Annotated in this window: 21 protein-coding genes; 11 read left to right on the top strand and 10 right to left on the bottom strand. The window is 57.6% G+C overall.

Annotated features, from left to right (window positions below):
* Positions 1-57: 57 nt before the first annotated feature.
* From hpt to E1J53_RS01435, 8 genes are all read right to left on the bottom strand, one after another.
* Positions 58-618, bottom strand: a complete 561-nt coding sequence (gene hpt / locus E1J53_RS01470; RefSeq protein ID WP_134270204.1) for a hypoxanthine phosphoribosyltransferase — start codon at positions 616-618, stop codon at positions 58-60.
* Positions 605-2,032: a M28 family peptidase gene (locus E1J53_RS01465; RefSeq protein ID WP_134270203.1), complete on the bottom strand. Its 1,428-nt coding sequence runs from the start codon at positions 2,030-2,032 to the stop codon at positions 605-607. Before E1J53_RS01465 ends, hpt begins: the two co-directional genes overlap by 14 nt.
* Positions 2,033-2,424: 392 nt before the next feature.
* A complete protein-coding gene (locus E1J53_RS01460) occupies positions 2,425-2,973 on the bottom strand; it encodes a hypothetical protein (RefSeq protein ID WP_134270202.1) in 549 nt (182 codons plus the stop codon).
* 130 nt (positions 2,974-3,103) lie between these two features.
* Positions 3,104-6,001 (bottom strand): aminomethyl-transferring glycine dehydrogenase, encoded by a 2,898-nt coding sequence (gcvP, locus tag E1J53_RS01455; RefSeq protein WP_134270201.1) that lies wholly within the window; start codon positions 5,999-6,001, stop codon positions 3,104-3,106.
* Between the two features lie 199 nt (positions 6,002-6,200).
* A complete protein-coding gene (locus E1J53_RS01450; RefSeq protein WP_173021326.1) occupies positions 6,201-6,632 on the bottom strand; it encodes a DUF4231 domain-containing protein in 432 nt (143 codons plus the stop codon).
* 99 nt (positions 6,633-6,731) lie between these two features.
* On the bottom strand, positions 6,732-7,286 hold the full coding sequence (locus E1J53_RS01445) for a hypothetical protein (RefSeq protein WP_134270199.1): 555 nt from the start codon (positions 7,284-7,286) through the stop codon (positions 6,732-6,734).
* A gap of 41 nt (positions 7,287-7,327) precedes the next feature.
* Positions 7,328-7,693, bottom strand: coding sequence for a hypothetical protein (locus E1J53_RS01440; RefSeq protein ID WP_154640111.1), 366 nt, complete (start codon positions 7,691-7,693; stop codon positions 7,328-7,330).
* A gap of 348 nt (positions 7,694-8,041) precedes the next feature.
* Complete coding sequence (locus tag E1J53_RS01435) at positions 8,042-9,007, bottom strand: hypothetical protein (RefSeq protein WP_134270197.1); 966 nt, start codon at positions 9,005-9,007, stop codon at positions 8,042-8,044.
* A 414-nt stretch (positions 9,008-9,421) separates the two neighbouring features.
* On the opposite strand from E1J53_RS01435, the gene E1J53_RS01430 reads away from it, so the two are divergent.
* From E1J53_RS01430 to E1J53_RS01410, 5 genes are all read left to right on the top strand, one after another.
* Positions 9,422-11,557 (top strand): peptidylprolyl isomerase, encoded by a 2,136-nt coding sequence (locus E1J53_RS01430; protein ID WP_134270196.1) that lies wholly within the window; start codon positions 9,422-9,424, stop codon positions 11,555-11,557.
* Positions 11,558-11,723: 166 nt separating this feature from the next.
* Positions 11,724-11,903: a hypothetical protein gene (locus E1J53_RS01425; protein WP_134270195.1), complete on the top strand. Its 180-nt coding sequence runs from the start codon at positions 11,724-11,726 to the stop codon at positions 11,901-11,903.
* A gap of 8 nt (positions 11,904-11,911) precedes the next feature.
* Positions 11,912-12,466 (top strand): LPS export ABC transporter periplasmic protein LptC, encoded by a 555-nt coding sequence (gene lptC, locus E1J53_RS01420; protein ID WP_134270194.1) that lies wholly within the window; start codon positions 11,912-11,914, stop codon positions 12,464-12,466.
* 28 nt (positions 12,467-12,494) lie between these two features.
* The gene (locus tag E1J53_RS01415; protein ID WP_134270193.1) at positions 12,495-13,757 is read left to right on the top strand and encodes a hemolysin family protein; all 1,263 of its coding nucleotides are present in this window, start codon (positions 12,495-12,497) and stop codon (positions 13,755-13,757) included.
* Positions 13,758-13,920: 163 nt separating this feature from the next.
* Positions 13,921-15,000, top strand: a complete 1,080-nt coding sequence (locus E1J53_RS01410) for a mechanosensitive ion channel family protein (protein WP_134270192.1) — start codon at positions 13,921-13,923, stop codon at positions 14,998-15,000.
* Positions 15,001-15,055: 55 nt separating this feature from the next.
* Here the strand turns inward: E1J53_RS01410 and E1J53_RS01405 are convergent, their stop codons facing one another.
* Both E1J53_RS01405 and E1J53_RS01400 read right to left on the bottom strand, forming a co-directional pair.
* Positions 15,056-16,234: a cystathionine gamma-synthase gene (locus E1J53_RS01405; protein ID WP_134270191.1), complete on the bottom strand. Its 1,179-nt coding sequence runs from the start codon at positions 16,232-16,234 to the stop codon at positions 15,056-15,058.
* A gap of 197 nt (positions 16,235-16,431) precedes the next feature.
* Positions 16,432-17,322 (bottom strand): SdiA-regulated domain-containing protein, encoded by an 891-nt coding sequence (locus E1J53_RS01400; RefSeq protein WP_173021325.1) that lies wholly within the window; start codon positions 17,320-17,322, stop codon positions 16,432-16,434.
* Positions 17,323-17,442: 120 nt separating this feature from the next.
* Here E1J53_RS01400 and pdeM point away from each other — a divergent pair, with 120 nt between their 5' ends.
* The 6 genes from pdeM (at position 17,443) to E1J53_RS01370 (ending at position 25,170) form a co-directional block, all read left to right on the top strand.
* Complete coding sequence (gene pdeM, locus E1J53_RS01395) at positions 17,443-18,093, top strand: ligase-associated DNA damage response endonuclease PdeM (RefSeq protein WP_134270189.1); 651 nt, start codon at positions 17,443-17,445, stop codon at positions 18,091-18,093.
* Between the two features lie 16 nt (positions 18,094-18,109).
* A complete protein-coding gene (locus tag E1J53_RS01390; RefSeq protein WP_134270188.1) occupies positions 18,110-18,616 on the top strand; it encodes an endonuclease V in 507 nt (168 codons plus the stop codon).
* Between the two features lie 40 nt (positions 18,617-18,656).
* Complete coding sequence (locus E1J53_RS01385; protein WP_134270187.1) at positions 18,657-19,526, top strand: PD40 domain-containing protein; 870 nt, start codon at positions 18,657-18,659, stop codon at positions 19,524-19,526.
* A gap of 3 nt (positions 19,527-19,529) precedes the next feature.
* Positions 19,530-19,901, top strand: coding sequence for a glyoxalase/bleomycin resistance/extradiol dioxygenase family protein (locus E1J53_RS01380; protein WP_134270186.1), 372 nt, complete (start codon positions 19,530-19,532; stop codon positions 19,899-19,901).
* Between the two features lie 171 nt (positions 19,902-20,072).
* Positions 20,073-21,206, top strand: coding sequence for a patatin-like phospholipase family protein (locus E1J53_RS01375; RefSeq protein ID WP_134270185.1), 1,134 nt, complete (start codon positions 20,073-20,075; stop codon positions 21,204-21,206).
* A 64-nt stretch (positions 21,207-21,270) separates the two neighbouring features.
* Positions 21,271-25,170 (top strand): hybrid sensor histidine kinase/response regulator transcription factor, encoded by a 3,900-nt coding sequence (locus tag E1J53_RS01370; RefSeq protein ID WP_173021324.1) that lies wholly within the window; start codon positions 21,271-21,273, stop codon positions 25,168-25,170.
* Positions 25,171-25,279 lie beyond the last annotated feature (109 nt).

The raw sequence follows: 25,279 nt of genomic DNA, 5'->3' as shown, positions 1-25,279 counted from the left end.
ATAAGTGGGCGCTTCGCGCAGGTGCCGGGGAATCAGGAGGAAGCCACAGCATGGGTTCTAATACGCTTCATCCAGTTGGTAAATGGCCGGCAACTGCCGGCCCAGTCCGTCGTAATCCAACCCGTAGCCCACCACAAATTTGGGCGGAATGGTAAAACCCACCAAATCAATCTTTACCGGCACTTGCTGGGCTTCGGGTTTGTGCAGCAAGGTGACCAGGGTCACGGAGCTGGGACCCAATTTTTCCAGTTCGGGCAGGAAGGCCTGCATGGTCAGTCCGCTGTCCACGATGTCTTCGATTAAGACCACATCCCGGTCCTTGACCAGGTCCGGTTCGGGGGCCAGGTGCATACGGACGGTTCCGCCGCTTTCCGTACCCTCGTAGCTGCTGGTGCGTACGAAACACACTTCGCCGTGGAGCCGGGTGGCCCGCATCAGGTCCGCCGCAAACATGAATGCTCCCTTGAGCATCACCAGATAAGTAGGCTTTTTACCGTATAGCCGCTGGCGAAGCTCCTGGCCGAGCTGCGTGACGCGCTCCTGAATTTCCGTCGTTTCCAGGTAGGGGCGAAACCGCAGTTCATGCAATTGAATGTGGTCAGATTTATCGTAGGCCATATTTGTCAATTAAGTATACCATCGCCGTAATGGAGGCCGCCCCCAGCTCAAGTTCCCGTTTATTGACGGCTTCAAAAACGTCCGCCGGAGTGTGGTGAAAGTCAAAGTAACGTTGTGCATCGGGCACAAATCCCATTAACAGACCACCCTGAGACTTCAGTCCGCTGATGTCGGCCCCGGACCCTCCGGTGGTGAACGTCAGTCCGTAGGGCTCCAGGAGGGGCAGCCAGGTACTGATTTTCGCGTAGTAGTCCGTGAATACGTCTTCCCGTCCCTGAGCGCTGAATCCGCGGGGCGTGAAGCCACCCCGGTCGCTTTCGATGGCGGCCAGGTGAAATTCATTCCGTTCGTTGCTGGCCGCCCAGTAGGCGCGGCCGCCGGCCAATCCGTTCTCTTCGTTCATGAACAGCACACAGCGGAAGGTTCGTTGCGGTCGGTAACCGAGTTTCTTCAGCAGGGGGTACACCTGCAGGGAATGGGCGATTCCCGTACCGTCGTCGTGGGCACCTTCCCCCACGTCCCAACTATCCAGGTGTCCGCCCACCAGAATGATCTCCTCGGGATGGGTAGTCCCCCGAATCTCTCCAATGACGTTATAGGTCTTGACGGGTGGTAGGAGTTGGCCGTTGGACTGCAGGTGCACCTTTACTTCTCCCCGCCCGAGCAGCCGGGAAAGCTGTTCGGCGTCGTTGGTGCTGACGGACAGGGCCGGAATTTTGGGCACCGTATCCACCACCGCAACCGATCCGGTGTGGGGAACGTCATCCAGCTTGTTGGTCATGCTACGCACCAGCACCGCCCGGGCACCGTAGCGGGCGGCCACCACCAATCCCAGGGCCCGCTGGTCCACGGCGCCGCCGTAGGCGGCAAAGGTATTCAGCAAGCGGGGGTCCATCGGACGGTTAAAGAAAACGATCTTGCCGGCTACTCCGGCCTCGCCCAGTATTTCTACTTCCTCCAGGCTTTTCACCTCCACCAGGGGCGCCGTAATCCCGTCGGGGCCAGTACCCACGGTGTTGCCCAGGGCAATGACGTTCAGGGGCTGAGTCCCCAGAAATTCATTATTCACGATCCTGCCAGAAGCCGGGGCACCACGGTCCCAACGGGGGGCCATACAGGGCTGCAGGTAGACGGTATCAAAGCCCAGCGTATCCATCAGCCGTTGCATGCTAAAGACGGCCGCCTCCGCTCCGGGAGAACCGGCAAGCCTCGGCCCGATGTCCTGACAAAGGTGCCGCAACCACTCGTAGCATTCTCCTTCCGTGAGGGCGGTATCGTAGATATCACGCAGGAAAAAAGCGTCCTCATTTTGGGAAAAAAGAGGGCCGTTGAGGGCGATTATCAAAAAAAAGGCAAGAATTTTTTTTACGACGGCATACGAGCCGGAAGTAGTGCTGTGGAAAATATGGCGCATTCTGTGGAAAAATTTGTCGTGTCCCGAAATAGAATAAATAATGGCACCAAGTAAAGAAACAGAATAAAATTTTACGCCTTCGCCCGCTGATAACAGATTCTCCGGAAAAAGCAAGGCTCGATTTCATACTTTAGTCAAGTAGCAAATTTTTATTCCTGAAAACCTCCACTTGGCCATCAATAGTTTTACGATGCGAATACTGACAAACTTAATATTTTGCCAAAATAATCGCCGGATCGTTATGAACTTTTATACAATAAGCCCTTATCTTTGACTTAACGCAGGGATAACAATACATCCCCACGCGTAAGAATAATTTGGTTTTATTTGGTTAGGGCTGAGGTGGTGCTGTGGTGGCACTGCCTCTTTTTTTTGTCCCTGCCCCACCTGACTTACTTCCAGCGAACTTCAATGGAGGCGTCAACGTCGTCCCCAAATCGGTTTTCCTGGACCGTACGGACGGAGTATCCTTTAGCGGCTTCGTACCAGAGTTCATGGCGTCCGTCAGATAATACCGTTCCCGTCCGTCGCACGATTTCCACCCGACGGACCTGCCCCCGATCCTGATCGACGAGCAGCGACCGGGTTTGCAGACTACTATCCAGTGCCGTGTACCTAATGATCAGGTGGCTTCCCGAAAGCCGCTGGGTGTCTGCTGCGTATTTTTCAATCCAGGCCGGTTTATTGATGTCGGCCTCCCGAAATACCCTCAGGTCGTTGGCAAAGTTGATGTCCGCCATCTCATGGGACTCTACCGTTCCGTTAAGTTCGATGGTCTTTTCAACCAGGACGGAATTATTGGCCAGGCTGTCGATCTGTCCCTGCATGTAGCCCCCCAGATCAAAAAAGGCGGGTGGCATGGCCGGGGCGTCGGCGTCCGGAGTCGGTTCACAGCCGGTAAGCAACAGCCCCAGGGGCAATAGAAAAGAGAAATAACGCATGTGGAGTAAAGGCCCGGAAGCAGGATTGGGTTGACTGTAGGTCAAGATTCTGACGATTGCCCGGTACCAAAAAAGAAACCGGCGTCATTGAATTATTCAATGACGCCGGCCCGGTGAAGGGAGATCTCCCTTATTCCTCCGCGTAAGAAGAAATCGGAGGGCAGGTACACACAAAATTCCGGTCGCCGTAGCCGTCGTCCACCCGGGCGACGGATGGCCAGAACTTCAGTCCCTCCCGCAGGTAGGGCAAGGGGTAAGCGGCCTGCTCCCGCGAGTAGGGGTGGGTCCACTCCGTTGCGGTAATTTCTTCTACCGTATGTGGGGCGTTTTTGAGCACATTATCTTCGGCATCCGCCTCGCCACGGGCGATCGCATCGGCTTCTTCCCGGATGGCAATGAGAGCATCGCAGAAACGGTCGAGTTCTTCCTGGGATTCACTTTCCGTGGGTTCTACCATCACCGTACCGGCCACGGGCCAGCTCAGGGTGGGTGCGTGGAAACCGTAGTCAATTAAACGCTTCGCCAGGTCACCGGCCGTCATGACCGATTTGAAGGGCCGCAAGTCGAGGATCAGTTCGTGGGCCGCCCGACCGTTCTCCCCGGTAAAGAGAACTTCATAGTGATCCTTGATCCGGTCCTTGATGTAGTTGGCGTTGAGGATGGCGTACTCACTCGCACTGCGGAGGCCACGGGCGCCCAGCATCCGTATGTAGGCATAACTGATCAGGAGGATCGAGGCGCTGCCCCAGGGGGCTGCCGCCACGGCACTGCTGGCCTTCTGGCCTCCCGTCTCCTGCATGGGGTGACCCGGTAAGTAAGGAGCCAACGCTTCGTTACAACAGATGGGCCCCATGCCGGGGCCGCCACCGCCGTGCGGGATGGCGAAGGTCTTGTGGAGATTGAGGTGGCAAACGTCGGCGCCAATCGTCCCGGGATTGGTCAGCCCTACCTGGGCGTTCATGTTGGCGCCGTCCATGTACACCATCCCTCCGGCTTCGTGGACCAGATCGCAGATTTCCGTCACTCCTACTTCAAACACCCCGTAGGTGCTGGGGTAGGTAATCATCAGGGCGGCAAGATTGTCTTTATGGGTGGCTACCTTTTCCTTGAGATCTTCCAGGTCGATGTTGCCGGCGTCATCGGATTTGACCACGACAACCTTCATGCCGGCCATGACGGCACTGGCGGGATTGGTGCCGTGGGCGGATTCCGGAATGATGGCTACGTCCCGGTGGTCATCTCCCCGGTCATGGTGGTAAGCACGAATGACCATGAGGCCGGCGTACTCGCCACTGGCCCCGCTGTTGGGCTGCAGGCTGCAGGCGGTGAACCCGCAAATTTCGGCCAGATTGCGTTCCAGTTCGTTGAAGATAATCTTGTAGCCCTGAGCCTGCTCGATGGGAACGAAGGGGTGAATATCCGCAAACTCCGTCCAGCTGACGGGAATCAGTTGGGTGGCGGCATTCAACTTCATCGTACAACTGCCCAGCGGGATCATGCTGTGCACCAGGCTCAGGTCCTTGTTTTCCAGGCGCTTCAGGTAGCGCATCATTTTCGTTTCCGTCCGGTACTCCGTGAAGTTGGGGTGGGTCAGGAATTCCGAAGTTCGGAACAGCGAAGCGGGTAACTGGTCGTGGACGCCCGTCACGCCACCTTCGTCGTTCAGCTCGGCACCGGGATAGTCCAGCTCCGCATCAAAAATGCGGCAGACGGCCTGGAGGTCGGAGGTCGCCACCGTTTCGTCAAAGCTGATGCGGATACCGCCCTCTACCGGGTAGTAGAAGTTATAGCCTTCGGTTTCGGCACGATGGCGAATTTTCATTTTCTTTTCGGGGCTGACGTCAATGTGCAGCGTGTCGAAAAAGTATTCACTGGCCAGGGAAAATCCGGCCTTCGTCAGGGTGTCCGCCAGGAGCACCGTGAAGTGGTGGGTCCGCTTGGCGATGGCGATCAGGCCTTCGGCTCCGTGGTAGGTGGCGTAAAAGCCGGCCATATTGGCCAGTAGGGCCTGAGCCGTACAGATGTTACTGGTGGCCTTTTCCCGACGGATGTGCTGCTCGCGGGTCTGCAGCGCCATGCGGAGGGCATAGTTTCCGTGCCGGTCCTGGCTCACGCCGATGATGCGGCCGGGGATCTGCCGCTTAAACTGATCGCTGGTCGCAAAGTAGGCGGCGTGGGGACCGCCAAAACCCATGGGCACCCCGAAGCGCTGGGTGTTGCCCACCACGGCGTCTGCGCCCCATTCTCCGGGAGGAATCAGTAGGGTAAGGGCCAACAGGTCGGCCGCCACGATGGTCTTTGCACCTGCGCTTGCCGCCTGATCCACCAGCTCCCGGTAGTCTTCCACCGCTCCGTTCGCGCACGGATACTGGAGCAGCATGCCAAAGACCTTTTCGGTGGAGAAATCAAATTCCTCCGTCGGCATCGCCCGCACCTCAATGCCCAGGGGTTCGGCCCGGGTTTCCAGTACGGCGAGCGTCTGGGGAAACACCTGATCCGAGACCAGGAATACGTTGGCGGGATCATCCTTGGCCCGTTTGTTGACAATGCCGTAGAACATGGTCATGGCCTCGGCGGCCGCCGTTCCCTCATCCAGGAGCGAGGCGTTGGCCACGGGCATCCCCGTCAGGTCGCTCACCATCGTCTGGTAATTCAGCAGGGACTCCAGGCGCCCCTGGGCGATTTCCGCCTGATAGGGAGTGTACTGGGTGTACCAACCGGGATTACTGAATACGTTGCGCAGGATGACGCTGGGCGTGACCGTATTGTAGTACCCCATCCCGATGAAGGACCGGAAAACCTTGTTGCGCTTGGCAATAATTTTAAGGTGCTGCAAATAGTAGTATTCGCTGATGGCCGGAGCCACATCCAGGGCTTCCCGCACCCGGATTTTTTCCGGGACGGTCTGGTCCATGAGCTCATCCAGGGAAGACACCCCGATGGCCTTTAACATGGTTTCCGTTTCCCGGGCGTCCGGACCGATATGCCGGTCAATAAATTGATCAAATCGAGGAGTTAGCGCTGGCATGAAAGCTACTTTGGAAGGCTAGGGGATCAATTGTCGCGACAAAGATAATCGGTCGGTGCTTGGCAGAAGCTTTCCTCCGCTTCCGTGACCGAAAAATGAAACTTGGAAGTCTCCCGTTCCGGCACAACCAGATTACCTAACGGAATGCTCCGTTGGCGAGAAGTTCTAACAACGATTTGATGGGCGTTTGGTTGACGCTTTAGGCGGAGGCCGCCTCGTCTTCCGCCCATTTTTTGACTTCGCCCCCCAGCAGGTCCTCGGTCCGCTTGACGAGGAGGTGGAAACTTTCCTTTTCGGCCAAGCCGTCGTAAGGGCCCGACCCCGTTTCAAAAAGGAAACGTTCGCGCTTCAACCCTTCGGAAGCCGCACGGGATTCTACCCAATTATTGTGGTAGTCATACAGTCCCAGGATCCCTTCAAAAATGGCGATCAACGCACCGCAGGCCCCGGATACGTAGGCGAGCCAATCGTAGTCCTTCATCCAGCCGGACACCAACGTAACGACGGCCGAAAGAATGATGATGATGATGCGGTACAGACGGTAGCGATACTGAGACGCCCCACTGCGTTTGCTGTGGTATTTGCGCTGGTTCTCCAGGCGCTGGTCGATGTATTCGGCGGCGGTGAGCATAGATGGGTGTGTGGTGAATGACAAAACAGACCGGCCATGCAGGACTACGGTGGAGCCAGCTGCCCGGTAATTCCCCATCAAAGTAAGCCGAAAATCTGATTATCCCTCGTCCTCCGCCCGGAACCCGAGCAGGAGTTGCCGGTCTTCCAGGTTTCCGGGTGGCCGATCGAAAAGTAAAACCAGGTACACCATCCCCCGGCCTTCCCGATACAGGGCGATCAGCTGTGCCTGCGATCGTTCACTGTAGCTCCGCTTGGGCCGGAAGGTAAACAGCCGTGCCCAGTCGGCGTTGAACACCATCATTTCCTCCTCCCCGAAGCTGTGGACGGAGGTAACGGCATCCTCGTCGTTACTCCCCAGGTTCATCACCAGGTGACCCGCCCGCAGGTGCGGCATCCCGTAATAAGGATCCCGGGCATCTTCGGCCCGAAAATGCAGCCGGATCTCCAGTTTTTCCTCCCGGGAATAGAAGCGCGCGTGGTCCTCCAGGTAGTCATTATCGGTGGGTGCCTGGGCCTTGTAGGCCACGTCAAAAGGCTGGTACAGGCGCACGTCCAGGCTGTCCAGAAAGGTGGTCAATTCCGGACTCGTGGGAAGCTGCCCCCACACCGCCAGCGTAGTCAGCAACAGAAAAAGGGTAAGGAAGGACTTCATATTCGTTTGAACGAACGGCGGGGAAAATTCGTACGCGGTAGTTACTGACTGCCGTTCAGTCGTTCGGTCAGCAGATTCGTCAATCGTCGATTTACCGCTCCGTCATTATTCCGGTAATATTCCATTTCCGCGACGGTGAAGTGACCGACCGTCATGCCAAACAACAGTCCCCGGAGTCGATTATCCCGGGTGACCAGCTCCTTTACCTTAGCGAATCGATCCCTGGCCGGCAGTTGCTGCAACCGGACCTTGCGCTTTTCCAGGTAAAGCTCAAAGGCGGCCACCAGCAGGTCGTGCTGCATTTTAAGGATGGGGCGCAGGGTGTCGTTTTGAAAATTTTCTTCGGGCGTGGACGCAGGTGCCAGGTTCAGCCGGGGGCGCAGGGTGATGCGGTTTTCGTCGGTCATGGGGATGTGTTTTTTGAGCGTATTTGGGGCGGCATTCGGCGGCTCCTCCTTTCACACGATGGTTTACTAAAACCGGAAATTGCCCTTTCCGGACTCCTTAATGAAAGAAACAAGGATTAAACCAGGAAGATCACGATTACCGATGAATGTTCCCGAAGAGAACCGTTAAGAGCTTGTTTGCACTTTAATAATCGACCTCCATTTGGCCTTTTTTGGCGCTAGCTTCGTTGGGAAAATCCTCATTTAGCGCTGCTATACTCCGATTCTCCCGCCTTGCTACCACCAAAAAATTCTCAAATTCGGCCAGACGACCAAAATCCAAACAAGCTCTAAGTCCTCACCAGCCCATTACAATTGACGAACGGACAAGCCCCAGGTTTTACTCAGCATATGGATGTTATCCGGTGGGCGAAGCACCAGCTCCCAGCGGTAGTGGGAAGCCCCGATGCGGTTGGCGGGCGGAAGGGGCCGGGTGATCCAGGGCAAGACTACCTCGAACCCCTCACTCGTCATGCGGCCGAAATCCCGAATGCGGCCTCCAACCTGGATCAGGGGTGCTAAACCCACCTGCTTCTGCTCTTCCCGGTCCAGTCGGACGTCGCGGATTTGGTAGTGCAGCCGTCCGTCCAGCACCCGGGCGTCAGAGGAGGTAAACAGGAGAATCCGCATTCCGTTATCTCCCCCCTCCAGTACGCGCATCGGCGTTTCCTGCAGGTAATGCAGGCGGTTGGTGTAGATCATCGTGGTAATGGTCAGTGCACCGAGGGCCGCCACGATGGGGACGGTGGCGCCGAGGAGCGTGGTGGCCAGCCAGCCACCGGCCGAGCCCAACCACCAGAGGTCCACGCCGCTAGTGTATAAATTCTGGGGGGCAACCCGGTAGGTAAAACGGGTCGGCAATACGTTGATGGCCGCCGTTCCTTCCACATAACTGCGGCTGAAAAGGTGAATCTTATCTCCGCTTACCTTGGTGATGCTGCTTCGAATGGGCGTAATCCGCGCTACCACCATGAACCGGGCGTCGAGTTGCTGGGCCACGAAGGTGCTCCGGTCTACGGGCTCCGGGAAGGAAAACTTGAATTCCTGCTGGCCATAGGCCTCCACGGTAGTTCGTTTGGCCAGTTGGATCGTCCAGATTTCTTCCCGGTGCGTAAAGGCCCCGGACTTCACCCGCCAGTGGAGGTGGGCCTGCAGACCGTAAAAGCCAAATTCCCGGTTGCTGACAATAATCACCCGGCCGGAAACGCGCTCTCCGATCCGGTAGGGTTCCTCCTTGTCCAACTTAACCAGAATGTCAACACCAGCGAGGATCAAAGCAAAGCTTGGATTAGTAGTCGTAAATGTAAGTAGGACGGTAAAATTATTTACTTGCAAAAAATGCTATTCGTCAGACGTAGACTATTCAGTTTGCGAAAATTAAGAGCCTCCTCAAAAAACCGAGGTGTCGCGAACAGGATTGGGTCCCGGTGGCAAAAGGTGGCGCGGATCACCCAAAAACAGCGCACAACGGAACATTTCCGGTCATCTGACACTCCCCGAAGAATCATTAATAACCTCCAGTTCTACCACCTATTTCAATTTATCGTATCTTCGCGTCCCCTTCCAAGCCCGGCCGGGACCTCAAACGCGACGGTCCGGCCATTTTTTTGGGAGGTTGACTACCAACAAGAACTACCATGAACAAGTCCCGAACTCCTGGTTCGGGCACCGCTAAAGCAAGATTGCAATATGGCACTGATTGGGAAAATTAGAAAGAATCCTCTCATCGTCCTCCTCTTCATCGGAGGTGGTATCGCCCTTTTCGTTCTCTCGGAGATGACCAGTGGCGCCAACGGCCCCATTGGCCCCGTAGAAAACGCTATGGGCCGGATTGGTGAAATGGAAATTGACCGCGCCGAATTCGAGCGCACCCTGAGTTCCGTCTACAGTGGCGGCGACGCCTACCAGAACCGGGACAACCTCTGGCAATTCTACGTCAACGAAGGTCTCGTAACCCAGGAGGCCGCCGATATGGGCCTGACCGTGAGTGAGCAGGAACTGACGGATCTGGAATTTGGCCCCAACCCCAGCCCGGTGATCCGCCGGAACTTTTCCGACCCTCAGACCGGCCAGCTGAACCGCCAGTTCCTCACCGAAGTACAGGGGTACCTGGACCGCGGGGACATTGACCAGGGCATCACGGACCGTAAGCTCAGCCCCAACTTCCGTTCCATCTGGAAGTACCAGCGCCGGGAAATCACCGCCCAGCGGCTCCAGGAAAAGATGAGCGCCATGGTTTCCAAGGCCATGTACGCTCCCAGCTGGCAGGCCCAGGATTTCGCCAACCAGCAAATCAGCGGCCGCAAGATTGCCGTCGTCAAAGTTCCCTTTGACGAAGTGCAGGACGACGCCGTTGAGGTAGGTGACGATGCCATCCAGGCCTACATGGAAGAAAATCGTAGCCTCTTCCTCAACCCCGAAGAAAGCCGTTCACTGAACTACGTTACGTTTAACGTAGTCCCCACCGAGGCGGACTCTGCCGCGCTGCGCACCCAGCTGAACGAGATCGCAGAGGAGTGGAAGTCTGAAACGAACGACAGCCTTTTTGCCCTGGCCAACAACGGCAGCTACGCCGGCGTGTTCTACGCGGAAACCGCGCTCAGCCCCGTCATTGCCGACGTGGTGCTGGAAGACATGAACGTCGGGGAAATTTATGGCCCTTACGTGGAAGGTAACGCCATGAAGCTGGTCAAACTGGTAGACCGTAAGGTAATGGCCGACAGTGCCCGGACCCGTCACATCCTGCGCAACGCAACGACTCCCGCCCAGTTCGAGGAAGCCGACCGCATGGTGGACAGCCTCATGACCGTACTCAACGCTAACCGCGGCAAATTCGCCGCCCTCGCCGAAGAGTTCAGCCAGGATCCCGGCAGCGCCAGCAACGGCGGTGTTTACGAACGCGTGACTCCCGGACAATTCGTCCGTCCCTTCGACAAGGTACTCTTCCAGACCGGCACCGTCGGTCGTCTTTACAAAGTAAGAACCCAGTATGGTGTGCACCTGGTGGAGGTCATGAGCCGCAGCCAGAGCACCAGTCCCCGGGCTAAGGTGGCCTACGCCGTTGAGTCCATTCTGCCCTCCAACGAAACGGAGGATGCCGTACTGAGTGAAGCCCAGCAGTTCCTCAACGGCAAGGGTTCCCTCGAAGAGCTCAAAACCGCCGCCGAAGCGGCGGGTATGGAAGTGGCTAACACCGGCCCGCTGGCCATCAGCAACTATGCCCTCGCCGGCCTTGGTTCCGGTCAGGAAGTACGCGACATGATGTGCTGGGCCTTCAGCGCCGACCCCGGTGACGTAAGCGGTATCGTGTACACCTTTACCGATCCTCAGCTCTTCTACGAGAACAACTACGTGCTGGTTGGTCTGGAAGACGTGATCCCCGCCGGCATGGCTCCCGTAGACGCCGTACGGGAATCCGTGCTGCCCATCGTACGCAATCGCGCCAAGGGTGAGACCCTCGCCCCACAGCTTGCCGGTAAGGACCTGACGGCCCTGGCCAGTCAGTACGGCGCTACGGTAGACACGGTCAATAACGTTAACCCCACCATGTCCAGCCTGCCTAATGGTCTGGGCCGTGAGCCGAAGCTGGTTGCTGCTGCCGCCAACCTTCCCACGGGACAAATGAGTGCTCCCATCATTGGCGAGACGGGGGTTTACGTCATCAAGGCGCTTACCGATGCTCCCGAGGCCAACAGCGGTAACCTTCCCGGTGCCCGCCAGCAGCTCAACACCACCGTTCGCCTTCAGGCCGCTAACGGTCTGATCGCCGCCATGCGCGTTGGCGCAGACGTTGAAGATCAGCGTGCGGCCACGGAATGTCGCTAGCCGGTATCTAAAATTACGGAAATACTACGCGGCGGAAGGGAAGATTTCCCTCCGCCGCGTAGTATTTTTGCAGCCCATTGAAGGAAATCAGACTTCCGGCAATCACCGATTGCCCCCAGCATCTGGCTCCCTTCACCCACTACATAAACTTATAGAATAAGTCACCATGTCCGAAATCAAATCTGCTGGCTTTAAAGGATACGTTGTTATGGGCGCCGCTATCGCCCTCCTGTTGTTCGTATTCCTAGTAGTTTACCTCTACCAGTACAACGACTACCGCGTTCCCGAAGATCCTCAGCGCTACGGTGCCCTGATCGAGGCCGGCCTGCGGACGCTGACCGCCTAAAGAATTTTATGGTCCGCAACCTTTCTCTCTCCATCCTTTTCGTTATGGCGGTGCAGCTGTGCGCCTCCTGCATTAATGATCCCGAAGACGTTGCCCGGCTTCAGGCGAGGCTGGACGACCAGGTAGAGGTTGCCGAAGGGGTAGAAATTCTCTACAGTGACTCCGCAAAACTGCGGGTGCTCGTCCGGGCGCCCAGGATGCTGAATCACCTGCAAAGCAGCGACCAGCGGCAGGAATTCCCGGATGGTCTACACGTCACCTTCCTGGACGAGCGGGAAGACACCAGCAGCACCCTCATCGCCAACTGGGGCGTTTACCGACGCCGGACGAACCAGTTTACCGTTCGGGACAGCGTCGTCTGGGAATCCGTTGATCAACAGCGATTGCAGACCGAGGAGCTGAACTGGGACGAAAAAACGGAGGAGATTTACACCAATAAATTTGTGATCCTGGAACAGCCGGGCTACCTGATTACGGGCTATGGGCTGAAGGCCAATCAGGATTTCTCCAACGCCCGGGTCCTCCAGGTAGACGGTAAGATTCCGGTCAGTAAGCCGGAATAATCAAGCGAAAAGTCCTACTTTAACGGATATGCTTCTGGCCCTCGTCATCGTAAGTTGCTTGCTGCTTTCGGCCCTGTTTAGCGGGTCGGAGATTGCCTACGTCTCCGCCAGTAAACTGCGGGTGGAGTTGATGAAGAAACGCAGCAACCGACGTAGCCGGATCCTGACCACCTGGTTTGAGCAACCGGCCGACTTCCTCAGCACCATGCTCGTGGGCAACAACATTGCCCTGGTGGCCTTCACTTCGCTGGTCACCGTCCCACTGACGGGCCTCATCAGCCCCTTCCTTCCCGTAGAAAATGAGGTGGTGATGATTCTTGCCAATACGCTGGTCATCACCATTGTTGTGCTCATCTTCGGCGAGTACCTCCCCAAAACCCTTTTCCGGCTTTACGCCGAAGACGCGCTCTACTTCTTCGCCCTCCCCCTGCGGGGACTGCAATGGTTGCTCTACCTGCCCAGCCGTCTGATGACCGGCACCAGCGACTGGTTGCTGCGACTCTTCTTCAAACAACCCAGCGAGGAACTGGAAACCGTACTGACGCGGCTGGACCTGGAAAACTTCGTCAACGAAAGCAACCCCTCGGACGAAGAAACCAGCATCGACACCAAGCTCTTCGGCAATGCGCTGAAGCTGTATGACGTTCGCGTGCGGGATTGCATGGTCCCCCGTACGGAAATTCAGAGCATTGACGTCATGGCCAGCCTCGAGGAGCTGGAAGAAAAATTTCGGGAAACCCGGCTCAGCCGGCTCCTGATCGTAGACGGAGACATGGACGGCGTGCTGGGATACGTGCACCACCAGCAACTCCTGGAATTTCCGGAGACGATCCAGTCGATGATTCTCGACCTCACCTTCGTCCCCGAAGTGGCCCGGGTTACGGATTTACTGAACCGATCGGTGAAGGAGCAGCTGAGCATTGCCTGCGTGGTAGACGAGTTTGGGGACATTGCCGGCCTGGTGACGATGGAAGATCTGCTCGAAGAAATCTTCGGAGAAATTGAAGACGAATACGACAAGGACGAATACATCGAGCAATCCCAGGACGACGGCAGCTACCTCTTCAGTGGTCGCCTGGAAATCGGCTACCTAAACGAGAAGTATGACCTCAACCTGCCCGAGGGGGATTACCATACTCTTTCCGGTTTCATCGTAACGGAGGCCGAACGGGTACCGGAGCAGGACGAGGGCTTTGAACTCAAGGGGTTCCATTTCCGTATGGTAGAAGTAACCAACACCCGCATCGAGGTGGTGTACCTGAAGCCTCCCGCGGACGACGAAGACGAGTAACGGCGGGTAACAAACCTCAGGCTTCACGAAGTGGTAATCATGGAAACGGGAAGGCGCGGCGCTCAGTTGCTACCTTTGCACCCGCGCTCCGCGCCCAGGCAATTTCGTTTTATACCCATTGACGTTCGCGTCAACCCCACCCTCAAACTACCCCACATTCTACATGGAACAACTTCTTAAATACCTGGAAGACACCGAACTCTACGTAAGAATGGCGGCCCTGATGGGCGTAGCCTTGCTCATTGCGCTGATTGCCGTTTTCGTAGTTTATCCCATCCTCAGAACCGCCGCCAAACGGACCGATAGTTTCGTCCTGGAAGCTTACACGAAGCGCACCAAAAAAATCTTTTTCTGGCTCATCTTTTTCCTATTGACGGTCATCTTCTGGTCCGGGCTGGGACCGATTAAGGAAAGCAATCCCGGTAGTTTGTACTACCGTCCACTGCTCCGGCTTGATCAATCCCTGCTCTACATTTTTGCGGGACTGTTTGCCTACAAACTGGTCAACGTCGCCGCCGACTTTCTCCGCCATATTTACAACGCCGACGACGTACACAACCTGCGGGAACGAAAAATCCTGACGCAACTTCAGTACGTACAACGCATTGCGGCCATCGTGATTTTCATCGTCGTCATTGCGCTCCTGCTGTTGCAGTTTGAAAGCATGCGTAACCTCGGCACGGGGATTCTCACCTCGGCGGGGATCGGGGGTATCATCATCGGTATCGCGGCCCAGAAATCCATCGCCAACCTGCTGGCGGGATTTCAGATTGCCTTTACGCAACCCATCCGTCTCGACGACGCCCTGATCGTCCAGGGAGAATTCGGCTGGGTAGAAGACATTACGCTCACCTACGTAAGTCTCCGGCTCTGGGATCAACGACGACTGATCGTTCCACTCCAGCACTTTATTGACTCCACCTTTCAGAATTGGACCCGAACCAACTCCGAGCTCATCGGAACGGTATTTCTTTACCTGGACTACACCTTTCCCGTGGAAGAGTTACGGCAGGAGTTGGACCGCTACCTGCTCACCCAGGAGTTGTGGGACGAACGGACGAAGGCCGTACAGGTCACCGACACCAGTGAAAAAACCATGACCCTCCGCATTCTGGTCAGCTCCAACAATGCCGGCAACACCTTTACCCTGCGTTGCAACACCCGGGAGCACCTCATCCAGTGGGTCCAGCAACACTACCCAGCCAGCTTCCCCCGCCAGCGGGTGGCGTTGGAAAGGGAATAAAAAACGCCCCCGCAGCTACCTTGCTGCGGGGGCGTTTTTTGCCTTCGAATCCCAATTAGTCCAGGACGCCAACCGCGGCGGCCAGGGCCTGTTCGAGGTCCTTCACCAGGTCCTCGGCGTCTTCCACGCCGACACTGAGGCGAATCAGGCTATCGGTAAGTCCCACGCTGAGGCGCTGTTCCCGGGGAATGCTGGCGTGCGTCATCGTGGCCGGATGGCCGATCAGGGATTCTACGCCGCCCAGGCTTTCGGCCAGGGTGAAGTAGTGGGTATTTTTCATCACCTGGGTGGCGGCTTCCAGGGTGTCTTCCTTGAGGTCGAAGGAAATCATGGCGCCGAAATCGCGCATCTGCCGCTTGGCAACGTCGTGGCGGGGGTGGTCCTCCAGCCCCGGGTAATATACGTTAGCCACCAGGTCATTCTTTTGGAGAACGGCCACGATGTGGCGGGCATTCTCACAGGCCCGCTGCACGCGCAGGTGCAGGGTTTTGATGCCCCGCAGCACGAGGAAACAATCCTGGGGGCCGGGTACGGCCCCGGCGGCGTTCTGGAGGAAGTAGAGTTTCTGCGCCAGGGTTTCATCGCGGGTGATTACGGCTCCCATCACGACGTCACTGTGTCCGCCAAGGTATTTGGTGGCGGAATGGACGACGAGATCCGCGCCCAGTTCCAGCGGCTGCTGGAGGTAGGGGCTGGCGAAGGTGTTGTCCACCACGGAGAGCAATTTGTGTTCACGCGCCAGGGAGGTCAGGGCCGCAATGTCCACGATGTTGAGCATCGGGTTGGTGGGCGTTTCAATCCAGAGCATTTTCGTGGCGGGAGAAAGTTGCTCCTTCACCGCAGCGGGATCACGCATGTCGATGAAGCGGCTCTTGATGCCAAAACGACCAAAAACGGCCGTCAGCAGGCGGTAGGAGCCCCCGTAGAGGTCGTCGCTGGCCAGTACTTCATCGCCGGGTTCCAGCAGTCGGATTACGTTATCCATCGCGGCCAGTCCACTGCTGAAGCAAACGCCAAACTTTCCCTTCTCCAGGGCCGCCAGGTTGCGTTGCAGGGCATCTCTGGTGGGGTTCTGGGTGCGGGCGTATTCGTAGCCCTTGTGTTCTCCGGGGGCACTCTGCGCGTAGGTGGAGGTCTGGTAGATGGGGGTCATCACCGCACCGGTGAGTGGATCCGGGTCGAGGCCACCGTGGATACACTGGGTGGCGAAGTTGGCGTCTGATTTGGCGGACATAGTCAATTGAAATTTGCTAATAAACACGGCAAAGGTAGCAAGGTTGGGCCAGTACGGACTTTGCTCTGGACGATTGGTTTTTTCCAGGTCTTGGGGGCGGAGCCCGGGTGCAAGGTCTGTTGGTGCTTTAGTCTGTTGGTCTGTTGGTCTGTTGGTCTGTTGGTCTGTTAGTCTGTTGGTCTGTTGGTCTGTTGGGGTTATTTGCCGGTTAGGTAGGGGAGCCGGTAGATTCTTGCTGCCTGTTCCTTTTTTCTTTCGGTGCTGATGTAGAGTGTTCCGTCGGGATCGAAGGCCAGGCCTTCGGGCTGGGGGAAGAGCTGTTTATTCAGTTTTTCGAGGTGTTCGATGCGGCCATCACGATTGAGCACCATGAGCACCTTGCCCACCGAGGAAGTAATGAAGAGCTGCTGGGTAATGGGGTGAATGGCGATGGCCGAAGGGGCCAGGTCATACTTTTCCCGTTCATTGAAGAAGGCACAGAGTTTGTCGTGGCTGGCGGTCGGGTCACAAGCCGCCAGGAACTTACGGACCGCCTCGCGCTCAATGGCGTAGACGGGGCCTTCACTCAGCATTTTAGTATTGAGGTCGAAGGCGAAGATGTAGCGCGCCGTTTTGGGGTTACCGTCGTCCTTGGCGTCCCGCTTGCAGGCCAGGAGCAGGCGGTGGTTATGCGGGTCGTAGGTCAGGCCCTCCACGTCGTTATCGGAATTGAGGGCAGTATTGTATTTCTCAACCGCCTGATCTACCGCTCCGGGTCGCCGAATCTGGTAGAGCGTGCCCGTATTCTTGACGATCCACAATTCGTCGCCCACGGTCTCGATACCTTCGTAATCGCCGTCCTTCCAGAAATCCGCGGACCACAACAATCCTCCGGTAGCAATATCGAGGCGGTAGAATTTCCCGAGCTCATCTTCGATGGCCATCAGTTCCCGGTTCGTATCCGGTGCCAGGGTAAGTCCGGAAATTTCGTCAAGTTCCGGGGGCATTTCTCCAAGTAATTCGGGGGCCGCCAAATCGTAGCCAAGCGATTGAGCGCCAACGGCCAGGGTAGTCAAAAAACAAAAGAAAAGTGTGGTGTGAATCCTCATGATCATCGTTTACCGTCCGCAAGCAGGGGGTGGGCAGAAAAGGTTTTTTGTACTGGCAAAAACGTCCGGAAATACGAGAAATTATCCGGTGATGGCCTTTGTACCTTTGTTCCACAAAATATGGAAAACGTTACGGTTGCCGCAGAACGCCTGCAATTACATCCGCTGAGAGCTGCCTATCGGTCCGGCAGGCGCATGCTGTTACTGGCGGATTTACATCTGGGTAAAGGCGCCCACTTCCGCAAGGCGGGAATTGCCGTTCCCCAAAGAGTTCGGGACGAAAACTTCGCCAACCTCAACCAGCTGATTGAGGAATTTCGTCCGGCCACGGTCCGCTTCCTCGGCGATCTCTTCCACAGTGATCACAATCGGGTGTGGGCCGACTTTTGCGCCTTCCTCAGCGCGCACCCCGAAGTTGCTTTCGAACTGGTCCCCGGCAACCACGACATCCTGCCCCCGGCCGCCTACGCGGAAGCCGGTTTGCGGATCACGGAAACCGTAGTGGTCGAAGATGGTTTTGCCTTCAGCCATCATCCCCTCGCCCCCGAAGACCACCCTCCCGGAACTTACAACCTCTGCGGCCACCTTCACCCCGCGGTGCAGCTACGGGATCGGGGCGGATTGCAGCTGCGGCTTCCCGCCTTCTACTTCGGTAGTCGCCAGGGCATTCTTCCGGCCTTTGGTGCCTTCACCGGTTGTGCTACCGTTCCCGTGCGGGAGGGCGACCAGGTGTTCGTCCTCGCCGAAGGCGAGGTCGTCGCCGTTCAGTAAACCCACTACCTACTCCATGATCATTGCATTTGACGCCCATTACCGGGAAGACCATAGTGTGCTGGCGGCGGTCTCCTTTGCCGCCTGGGACGCTCCGGAACCCGCGCACGTCCGGCGCTGGACGTTTCCGCCCGCCGCCGGTTACGAACCGGGAAAGTTCTATCTGCGGGAACTCCCCCTGATTTTGCGGGCGCTGGAGGAATTTGATCTTGAGCAAGTCAAGGCCATCATCGTGGATGGCTACGTGTATCTGGACGAGCAACTGCGGCCCGGACTGGGAGGTCATCTGTATGAATCGCTCGGAGAACGGGTGCCGGTTATCGGCGTCGCCAAATCTTACTTTCACGAAGCGCCGGCCCAGCAGGTGTATCGGGGAACAAGCACCCGCCCCCTCTACGTTACCGCCGCGGGCGTGCCTTCCGCTATGGCGGCAGAAAACGTCAGTGAGATGGCCGGTAACTATCGCCTGCCCGATCTGCTGAGGATACTGGATCGGGCCACCAAAGATGATCCCGAAAAGTAGTCCTGATTCCCCGGCCGTATATTGAACGAAAATATTGGGGATGATCAGGTTAGGGGCTACGTTGCTGGGGTTGGTTGCGTTATTCGTTATCCAGAGCTGTCAAACGGGCAGGGAACAATTGGTTTTCTCTTCCTCCCGGAACGGCAATTCGGACATTTTCGTCATGCGCACCAACGGCAAGGGCCTCCGCCAGCTGACCTCATCACCCCAGGAGGAGTGGGCGCCGGACGTACTTTCCCGGAACACCATCGTTTTTCTTCGCCAGGGCCCGGACTCCATCTATCGGGTTCGTCTGGAGCTGGATTCCGGCCGGGAGCAAACCATCCCCCACCCCAGCAACTGCTTGCTGGACGATAAGAACACCCTGCACGGTCCGGGTGGTCGGAAGTACGTATACCCCTGTGGCGGAGAGATATTCCTACAGGAGGGTGATGGCCCTCCTCGCAATATTAGCGGGTCCCTGACGGGGACGTCCAATTATCTCTCCTGGAGTCCGGATGGGGCCTACGTGCTGTTCACTAATAATGGTGGGGGCAGTAATGATCTTTACCAATACTCCGTGGGGGAGGGAGTCATCACCCAGCTTACCGACGATGCGTTCAACAACGAAAGGGGGAGCTTCTCTCCCGACAATGCGCTGCTGCTGTACAGTTCAAACCAGCTCGGCCAATCTGGCCAGGACCTGATCCTGCTGAATCGATCAACGAAGCAACGGTCCGTCATCAGAGTCAGGGAGGGCACGGAGCTCATCGGCCGTTGGGGGACAAGCGGAAAACATCTATACTTTGGCAGTAACGGCGACGGAAACTGGGAGATATACCGGTACAGTTTGAAGTCGCAGAAAATCCGACGGTTGACGGACGACCCCCAATTCGACGGAGACCCCAGATTGTTCACCGTAAAGAACTAGCCAATGGACCAACTCATCAGTCACGGAGCCCCTACCCTGCCGGTCAACGACCTGCAACGGTCCCTTACTTTTTATACGGATCACCTCGGCTTTGAAGTTTCCTTTCTCTGGGAAGACCCGGCCACCTACGCCATCCTGCGGGCTGGGGAGTTTACGCTCCATCTTTCGCAGCGGGACTCTCCGGTGCCAGAGGGCACCGAGGCCGGGCGATTGCTCTACCTGTTTGTCCACGACGTAGACGCCATGCATCAGCGACTGGTCGATAAAGGAGCACGCCTGAGCGGTCCTCCGGAGCGGCAAGCCTACCGGATGCGCGACTTTGAGGTATGGGATCCCGACGGGCACCGGATCACGATCGGGCGGGGAGAGGAATAGTCGTGCATGGCTCCTCGGGCACCGCATGGCACCCGTGCTTGCACCCAAAACAACTGCAGCAACGTCCCGGCAATTCCGTGATAGCTACTGCGTTTCACTCGTGACATTCGCGCTTGGTCCGAGCCGCCCTAATTCCCTAACTTCCACGGTAAAACCTATCTATACCTAAAAATGCTTTCCCAAAGACTCTACCACACTCCCGGCCCCAAACGAATCCTTGCGCTCGACGGCGGGGGAATCCGCGGCGCACTCACGCTTGGTTTTCTGGAAAAAATGGAAACCATTTTACGGGAGCGCTACCAAAAGCCCGACTTCCGCATCTGCGATTACTTCGACCTGATCGTGGGTACCAGCACCGGGGGCATTATTGCCGCCAGTCTGGCCATCGGGATGAGTGCCGGAGAAATTCGGGATATGTACCTCAAGTTGGGGGGAGAGATTTTCGGTAAAAAGCGGTCGCCCTGGTTGCGGGGGGAAACGCTTCGCCTCATGCTGTCGGCGAACTACGACCACCGTCCACTGGAAGCGGCCCTCGCGGAAACCTTTGGAGACATGACCATGGGCGATCAGGAAAGGTTTAAGACGGGAGTTGCCATCATGGCCAAACGGATTGACACCTTCAGCACCTGGACGATCAATAACTTCAAGGAGTTCAAGTATTACAAGTACAACAAAGACATCCTGGTACGCGACTGGCTTCGGGCAACATCGGCCGCACCGACCTTTTTCCCGGCCAAGGAAATCAAAGTAAAGGGAAAGACCACGGGCGTCTTCATCGATGGTGGCGTCAGCCTGGCGAACAATCCTGCCCTGCAGGGGCTACTGCTGGCTACCCTGAACGGCTACAGCCTCCGCTGGCCGCTGGCCAGCGACAAACTCATGCTGATCAGCGTGGGGACGGGCGGCTCCCGTAAATTTATGACCCACGAAAAGCTCGCCAAATTCCGTTCCATCAGCTGGGCCTCCGAAATTGCGGACATCTTCATGGAGGACGCCAATTACTTCAACCAGACCATCCTGCAATTACTTTCGGACACCCCGGGCATGGCCCCCATCGATAATGCCCTCGGAAACCTGGAAGAAGACCAGGCTTTCGGCAAACGACTGACCTACCGGCGCTATAACGTAGACATGACCCCGGAAGCGCTGCAGCAAATTGTCGGCCGACCCTTTGCAGAATCGGAGGCGGCGGACCTAAGAAAAATGGACCAGGCGAAGAACCGCTTCACCCTGGCAGAAATCGGCAAGCAAGCTGCCGCACAACAAATTCAAGCTGATCATCTTCCCCTTAACTTTGATGTTTAACGTCTACTGTGGTTGGACAAGGCGGGCTCGGTTTTGGCGGATGGCGGTAACGCTTGCCCTCATCATGACCGTTGCTGCACCCGGTCGGGGGCAGCTGCTTCAACCGGAGATGGACGCGTATACCTACGAAGACGGACTGGGCAGTGAAGCCATCAATGATGTACTGATTGATCGGTTCGGCTACGTCTGGACGGCGGCCTACAGCGGTTTGCACCGGTTTGACGGATACGACTTTCTCAATTATCCCGCCGACATTAACGACAGCTGCACCCTGAGCCACCCCATTGCCGTCCGACTGCTGGAAGATCACGTAGGCAACCTATGGGTAGGGACCAAAGCGGGACTCAACCGTCTCGACCGCACCACCAACTGCTTCCGGCGATTCTTCGCCGGGGCCGGGGAAGCGACCCTGCCGGGAAACGACGTCCGGGACCTGGCACTGGATGGCACCGGATTACTGTACGTTCTTACTGATCGCGGGCTGGGTACCTACCAGCCCGAACGGGAAAATTTCCGGCACATCAACACCGGGAATTTCTCGACCCAAAAACTATTCTACAGCCGTCACCACGGCGAAATGTTGCTGCTGGGACCAGAAGGTGTCGCTAGCCTGTCCGGCAACACCCTGGCCACCCTTGACGGCTTCTCCCCAACGACCATTTTCAGCGTAGCCGAGCGCGCGGACACCCTCATTCTGGGCACCAACCGCGGACTATTTCGGTGGGTTGGCGGGGCTTCCCGCATTGAAACCTTCAGGAATAACGATCCGGGACTGCTGGAAACCACCGTGCTGGACCTGGAGTCCTCCGGGGATCAGTTGTGGATGGCCAGTCGCGGACGGGGCCTGGGTCTGCTCTCCCCCAACGGAAACCTGCAATGGCACACCAACGGACTGACGGACCAACACGTTCGTGCCCTGTGTTCCGATCAGCGAGGCAACCTGTGGATCGGCACCTACGTCGGGCTGAACCGACGTTCCGTGGCGCCCTCCTCTGCTTCCCATTACCGCTCCGGAGTCGAGGATAGCGAAGACCAGATGCTAGAAATCGGGGCCGATCATCTGGGAGGGGTACTGTTTTACCTGCGCTGGAGTGGGCTGTACCGGGCGCCGGAGGTCGGGGCTGCGCCCCGACAACTACCCTTCCCCCGGAATGACTTCCTGAACGGCCGCGACCTGAACCACATCTTGCCCCTCCACGACGGGGAGGTGCTACTGAGTCGGGGCTACGATGGGCTGTACCGCTATGCCCCCGAGCGGGATGCGTTCCAACCAAAGATCACCTCTTCCCGCATTCGGGAAGTATCCGTCACGATGGTCGCCGAAGATGCCCGCGACCCCAACCTGCTGTGGCTGGCCAGTGATGATGGTTTGGGCAGCTACCACCGGATCACCGGCGAAGAGAACTGGTTTTACCCCGACCGCTCAACCCACCAACTGGCGGGCTTCGTGATCACCAGCGTTTTACCGGGCCCGGAGGGGAAGATTTGGCTAAGCTGTGGGGATTATTACAATGACCGGCTGGGCTATTTTGACCCCCAGGCGGCCAACTTTCATTTTTTGGACTACCGGCCCGGCAGCCAAACCGAAATTGCCGGTGGCCGGATCAAGCAGCTGGCCTGGGGAGCAAATGGCGCGCTGTGGGCGGCCGCTTCGCAGGGCCTGATTGGTATCGATACCCTTACGCTTACCACCCGACTGATTACGGAAGTGGCGGGGAAAAAGGTGGGCATCCCCGAATCCATTCTCAGCACTCCAAACGGCGAGTTGTGGTTCGGAGCCGGCGATCGATTGGGCATCTACTCGCCGGGAGAGGGCACCCTGCTCTTTCGGGACGCCACGGCCATCCAGCAATTCTCTAACGCCGTGTCTACTACCCATCCCGACGGTCGGCTCATCTTTGGCGGACAGCGGGGGATCATCGTTACGGATCCTTCCCTGGCACCTTCCCCTCCCAGCTTCCCCCCGATTGTTTTGAATGAGCTGCGGATCAACGGAGAAAACCACAACACCTCCCGACCACTGCCAGACCTTCAGGTCCTGGAGTTGTCGCCACGGCAACGATCGCTGACCCTTACCTTTTCGGCGCTTCAGTACGAAAAGGCCCGGAAAGTTCAGTACGCTTACCGGCTGGGCAGCATGCCCGAATGGGAGCGACTGGGCACCGAGAAATCACTTTCCTTCACCCAGCTGCCGCCCGGTGCCCACCGGCTGCAACTACGAAGCGATGACGGCCAGGGCAACTGGAATCAGGATAGCCGGGAGCTCCTCATCATCGCCCGGCCGGCGCTGGTGGAGCAATGGTGGTTCCGCTTACTGTTGATCCTGCTGACCCTTGCTGCAGCCGCGCTGCTGGCGCGCAGCTGGTTCAATCGGAAAATCGAACGCCGGGAACACGCCCAACTGGTGGAACTGGACGCCTTTAAGTCCCGACTGTTTGCCAACCTCACCCACGAATTTCGCACTCCCCTCACGCTGATCCTGGGGCCGGCCCGGCGATTACTCCGAACCGGACAGGAGCGCTCCGACCCCACCCTGGCGCGGGAGGCCCGGAGAATTGACCGCCAGGGGAAGCGGTTGCTACGCATGATCAACCAGCTCCTCGACCTGCAAAAACTGGAGGCCGGACAAATGAAGCTCTACGAGAGCCGCATCCACCCGGATGAATTACTCCGGGAGATCATTCAATCCTTCGCCGAGGAAGCTGGGAATCGGGAGGTTTTGCTTACCCTCGACGGCAATTTGGCCCCGAACACCTCCCTGGTCGTTGATCGGGACAAACTGGAAAGCATCATCGTCAACCTGGTGGCCAATGGCCTGCGGTTCAGTCCGCCGGGCAGCACGCTCCGGCTTGAGGTGAACGAGCAGCCGGGCACCCTCGTGATTAACGTCCGGGACCAGGGACCGGGCATCTCTGCAGAAGACCAGCGGAAGATTTTTGACCGCTACGTCCAGGCCAACGACGGACAGCCGGGCGGGACCGGCATCGGTCTGGCACTCGTTAAGGAACTGACCCAACTGATGGGCGGAAGCATCCAACTTTCCAGCACGCCCGGTTCTGGAAGTACCTTTTCCGTCCGGTTACCCAGGAGAGGGGCGCAAGCGCAGGATGCCGGGCCCATCCAGGGGGCCGATAATACGGGAATTTATCCCTCAATGCCTCCGGGAACCGTCGATGACGCCAGAGCGCTGGTGCTCATCGTCGAGGACGACGCCGAGCTGTCCAGTTATCTGGAAGAAAGCCTGGCGGACGACTACCGGATCGTCGTAGCCCCCGACGGCGTGGCCGGCGTGGCCGCGGCCACGGAACTGATTCCCGACCTGGTGATCAGCGACGTCATGATGCCGAACCTGAACGGCTATCAGCTGTGCACCCAACTCAAAGCCGACGAGCGCACCAGTCACCTCCCGGTACTGCTGCTGACCGCCAAGTCGGCCGACGAACACCGGCTGGAGGGTTTGGAGCGGGGCGCCGACGCCTACCTCAGCAAGCCCTTTTCCGAGCGCGAACTGCGGCTCCGGTTGCGCAACTTATTGCACCTGCGGGATCGCACCGCCGCCCGGCTCCGGGAGGAAATGCTGGACGGGGAACCCGTTCAGCCCGCCGCCTCGGCGCCGGACCACCCCGAAGCCAATTTTCTCGCCCGCATCCGGGAGTACGTCCGGGAAAACATTTCGGACACCCACCTGAGCGTCTCCGACCTGGAACGCGTGGCGGGCATGAGTCGCAGTCAGCTCCACCGCAAACTGCAGTCTACCATCGGATTGTCGGCCAGTAAATTCATCAATCAGCTGCGGCTGCAGGCCGCCGCGCAGTCCCTGCGGCACACCGAGCTTTCGATCAGCAACATCGCCTACGACTGCGGTTTCCAGGACCCGGGCTACTTCGGCAAGAAGTTCCGCGAACGCTACGGTTGTACGCCCTCCGAGTGGCGGCAGGGAGGGCAGGGAGGTGCTGAGGGCTAAGCGCCCTGAAAGGGTGCTCCTCCCCGAGCGAGGTCTGCCGTCCGATGCCGAACATCGGACCAGGGCCTCGCGGGCATCAACAAGGCTCGGAACATTGGTGGAAAGAAAT

This window comes from Lewinella sp. W8 (genome assembly GCF_004375085.3).
GTDB lineage: Bacteria > Bacteroidota > Bacteroidia > Chitinophagales > Saprospiraceae > Neolewinella.
Note: the sequence above shows the minus strand (reverse complement) of the source record. Positions and strands in the feature narration are given on the sequence as shown.